Source organism: Bradyrhizobium sp. P2_E8 (genome assembly GCF_056403875.1).
The window spans coordinates 1-4,303 of sequence record NZ_JBFUES010000681.1 but is presented as its reverse complement, the minus strand read 5'-3'; the positions used below and the strand labels follow the sequence as shown (position 1 = coordinate 4,303).

The 4,303-nt window shown below is 65.6% G+C and carries 4 protein-coding genes; 1 reads left to right on the top strand and 3 read right to left on the bottom strand.

The genetic code is table 11. From position 1 onward, the window contains the following. Positions 1–2,311: PAS domain S-box protein (locus tag AC1D00_RS29430; RefSeq protein WP_477013080.1), on the bottom strand; the 2,311-nt coding region annotated here is incomplete at its 3' end. Positions 2,312–2,378: 67 nt separating this feature from the next. Continuing rightward, entirely contained in the window at positions 2,379–2,798 is a 420-nt protein-coding gene (locus tag AC1D00_RS29425; protein WP_135178921.1) for a response regulator, read from the bottom strand. 353 nt (positions 2,799–3,151) lie between these two features. Between AC1D00_RS29425 and AC1D00_RS29420 the strand changes: the two genes are divergently transcribed. After that, a complete protein-coding gene (locus AC1D00_RS29420) occupies positions 3,152–3,571 on the top strand; it encodes a CHASE3 domain-containing protein (protein ID WP_477013079.1) in 420 nt (139 codons plus the stop codon). On the opposite strand, the gene AC1D00_RS29415 is transcribed toward AC1D00_RS29420, so the two are convergent. After that, positions 3,572–4,276, bottom strand: a complete 705-nt coding sequence (locus AC1D00_RS29415) for a GntR family transcriptional regulator (protein ID WP_477013081.1) — start codon at positions 4,274–4,276, stop codon at positions 3,572–3,574. Between the last annotated feature and the right edge of the window lie 27 nt (positions 4,277–4,303).

The window sequence follows — 4,303 nt, the reverse complement described above, 5'->3', positions numbered from 1 at the left end:
GGCGCTTCAGCGCCGTGACGCTCAGCTCGGCCTTGAATTCCTTGCCGTCGCGACGGCGAACCATGAGCTCGCGGCGGCGGTTGAGCCTCCGGCCATCCGCGGACTGCAGGAAGTGCGCGAGGCCGGCCGTGACCCGCCGGCGCTCACTCTGTGCGACGATCAGATCGACCGCATTCTTGCCCAGCGCCTCGTCGCGCCGCCAGCCGAACAGCTCTTCGGCCCGCGAGCTCCAGCTTAGGATAGTGCTGCGATCGTCGGTCTGGACGAAGGCGTCGAGCGCGGTCTCGACGATGTTGCGGGCCAGCTGCTCGCTTTCGCGCAGGGACTCCTCCGCGAGCCTGGCCTCGGTCATGTCGCGCCCGACGAGGAAGAAGCGCTTGGCCTGATCCGACCAGTTGCCGAGCCAGGACAGCCAGACCTCGCGTCCGTCCTTGTGGATGCAGCGGGTGTCGGCGAGCTTCGGGTGCCCGCCGCGCCGGAGCGAGCGCATCTCCTCGCGGGATTGCTCGAGGTGGTCGGGGTGGATGAAATCGACGCCGCTGCGGCCGATCATCTCGTCCGGCCCGTAGCCGAGAACGGTCTCGCTGCTCGGGCTGACCTGAACGATGTGGCCCCGCGTGTCCATGATCATGATCAGATCCTGCGAGGCGTCGAACAGCTGCCGCCGCTCCTCCAGTTGCTGCTGGAGCGCCCGCTCGGCCTGCCGTGCCTCGGTGAGGCTGCGCGCGGACCCGGAAGCACCGATGATCTCGCCCGACGGTCCCCTGATCGGCGAGAGGTTCACGGATATCTCGACCGGGCTGCCATCCTTGCGCATGCGCACGGTCTCGAAGTTCTCGATCCGCTCGCCGCGAGCGATCCGCCGCAAATAATCCTTGCCCTGCTCGCGGCGGTCGGGAGGCACAATGATCGAGGTGGACTTGCCGATCGCCTCGTCCGCCGAATAGCCATAGAGGCGCTCTGCCGCCGGATTCCAGCCCGTGATGATGGTGTCGAGCGATTGCATGATGATCGCATCATCGGACGACTCGACCGCCGCGCTGAACAGGTTCTCGCGGGCGGCATGATGGCTTCGCGCGGCCTCGGTACGGCGATGTTCGAGAACCTCGCGTTCGAGAGCCGCGGTTTTTGCCTGCACCTCTGCGACCATTCGCGCGAAGGACCGGGCCAGCGCGCCGGTTTCGCCCGGCGCATCGACCGGAATGGCGATCTCGCCGTCTCTGCCGATTCTCTCGACGGCGCGGGTCAGTTGCGTAATAGGCCGTGTCAGCGTTCGGGCGAGCAGGATCGCCAGGACTGCCGCGCCGAGCACGGCAATCAATCCGACCGACAGCGTCGTGCGCTGGATGGCCGTGGCGAAACGGGCAAATGTCGAATTGGGAGCGATCTGGATGATTCCAAGCCACTCCTTTCCTGCGAGCAGCGCCGGCGCGAACGCTGCGCCGCCATTGTGGCCTCGCGCATCCTTGATGACTTGAGCAGAACCTTTGCTTGCCCCCATCAGCCCCGCAAAATAGGGAAAATCATCGGCCCAATTGTTGGGCTTGCCGCGCATCAGGCCGAACTCGCGGTTGCGGTCGGGATGCACGACGTAGTCGCCGCGCGCGTTCACGACATAGAGCTGCTCGCCCGGGCGGATCAGCGAGCGGAGACGCTCCAGCCCCGGACGCATATCGATGTTCACCAGGATGATTCCGAACGGCTTGCCATCCGGTGTGAACAGCGGCGAGCCCACGCGCAATGTCGGTGTATGGGCTGTCGTCGTCCCGCCCCGAACGCTTGCCGGTTCGAGCGTCGAGACATAGAGCTCGCCCGGGGCAAGCCCGATCGTTTCCTGGAAGTACTGGCGCTCGCCTTTGCGCTGCAGTTCGTCATCGGAAGCAATTCGCGCCGTTCCGTTTGGACCGGTTCGGTCCACCCGGACCAGCTCCGGCTCGCCATCTCCAGCACCGATGATGCGAAACTGGGCGTAAGCCGGCTTGGAGTCGATCTCGGCGGCGAGGCGCGTCGCGATACGCTCGCGCCACGTCTGCTCGGAGACACCGTCCTGCGCGTCGATCCCGCCGGCAAGACGGGCGCGGATCAGTCCATTGAGAGAAGCGGCCGCGCGGTAGCCGGCGATATCGCCCCGCGCTCCGGCGACGTAGCCTTCGAGATCGGATGCAATCAACCGCGAATGGGTTTCGAGGCGGTCGAGGACCCGCGGCAAGACGGCCTGCTCGACGCTCCAGTAGCTCAGCCATCCGACGGCAGCCACGGCTATCGCAACCAGTAAGATCATGGCAATGGCGAGCCGCGTCGCCAAAGTCATGTAGCGCCTTTCGTCGTTTCGGGCACGGTTCCGCTCGTCCTGGCGTGCAGCCGAACTGGTGTGCCCATCATCGGCGGCCGGTACTGACATCGGGCTCCTCCGGCTTGCCCGCGTCGAGGCAGCCGTTGACCGCGGCGAGCAGCGCGTCTGCCCGGAACGGCTTCTGAAGGCTTGCCACTGCGCCGAGCTTGGTCGCCATCTTCAGGAAATCCGGCTCCGCATAGGCGTCCGGCGTGGTCGATCGGCCGGAGATGACGATGATCGGAATCGCCGGCTGCTGCGCCCGGATGTGGCGCATCGTCTCCAGCCCGTCCATGCCGGGCATGAAGATGTCGAGAAACAGGAGGTCGAACTGGCTGGCCTCGAACAATGCAAGTCCCTTGTGGCCGTCGCCGGCGACGGTGACGTGATGACCGGCCCTCTCCAGAAGCAGCCGGATGGTGATCTGCACGGCCGGGTCGTCATCCACGATCAGGATGTTGGCCACGTCTGAATTCCTCCGGGTCGGCTGGGACGTTCCAGTGACTGCAAATCAAAGCATCAAAAACGAAATTGTTGCGCGGATTCTATCCGCCCCGCAAGCGGCTTGCGTTTGGGTGCGATTGACCCGGCCGGCGCGCAAAAGGGGGGCGATGCCATTGCAGTTTGTACGCACGCTTGCGTGCATATGAGCCAATGGTATCGCCGTAGTTGTACGGAGCCCGGATTTCACCATGAGTTAAAGGCGAGTGACCACAATCCCCCTCAGTTTCGGTACCCGCATTTTGCGCATTTCATTGTCCACATTCTGGCCTCTGCCCCACGCCGGCCGATCAACCGACCATCAGCACGAGATCTTTCATGTTCAAATCGATTGCGAACACCGGAATTCGGACCCGGCTGCTCGGCGGCTTTGCGCTGATCTGCGTTCTGCTCGCCGCGACCGTAATCTACACCGTCGCCGCCGTCTCGGATATCTCGTCGCGCATCAAGACGGTCGTGGATCAGCGAGCGCCGGTCGCGGTCGCAAGCACGGAGCTCGTCGGCAATCTCTATTCCACGCTCTCGATGCTGCGCGGCTATCTGCTCACCGGCGATGCGCAGGGCAAGCGTGACCGGGCGGCGGTCTGGGCCGACCTGGATCGCACCGCCGCGGGGGCGGCCGAACGCCTCGCCGCCGAGGTGCAGGCCTTCTTCGTCAAGCTGCGCAGCGGTCCGATGGACCGCCGCAGCAGCGACGATGCCGATTATCGCGGGCCGGAGCAGCGCACCGCCGCCTGACTAGTCCGTCAGGTATTCGGGGTGGTGGCTCCGGATCTTGTCGAGCTCGCTTAGCGTGCCCGACAAATGCTTGCGCAGATGCTGTTGTGCGGCATCGGCGTCTGCCGCCTCGATCGCGCGGGTGATCAGTCTGTGGTGGCGCACGATGTTCTGGGCCTTGCCGGGCGAGGGCAGGTGCAGCCGGCGCAGGCGGTCGATATGTCCRCTGCGACTGCGCACCAGCGCCCAAAGCTCCTGCTTGCCGGCGGCTGCGTAAAGCTGCGCATGAAAATCATTGTCGCCGGCGATGAAGCTCTCGAAGTCCCCGGCCTTGGCGAATTGCTGCTGGAGCGCGATCGCGTGGTCGAGGCGAGTGACCAGGGCCTGGTCACGTCGCTCCGCGAGCATCCGGACGATTTCGAGCTCAAGCGCCTGGCGCAGGAAATGGGCCTGCTCGGCGCGGCCGACGTCGACCCGGCTGACCACGGTCGCGTGCTGCGGAAACACGTCGACGAGCCCTTCCTCCTCCAGCCGCATCAGCGCGTCTCGGATCGGCGTCGAGCTGACACCGAATTGCGCGGCGAGATCGGTACGCGACAGCGGTGAGCCCGGCGGCAGTTCGAGCGCGAGAATGGCGTTGCGCAGCCGCTCGAACACCTGCGGCGCGGCCTGGCGGCCGCGATCGAGCCGGGCGGCCGTGCGGGGCGCGGGATGGGCTGTTTCCATGACTGCGACTCCGGCGGACTTGCCTTT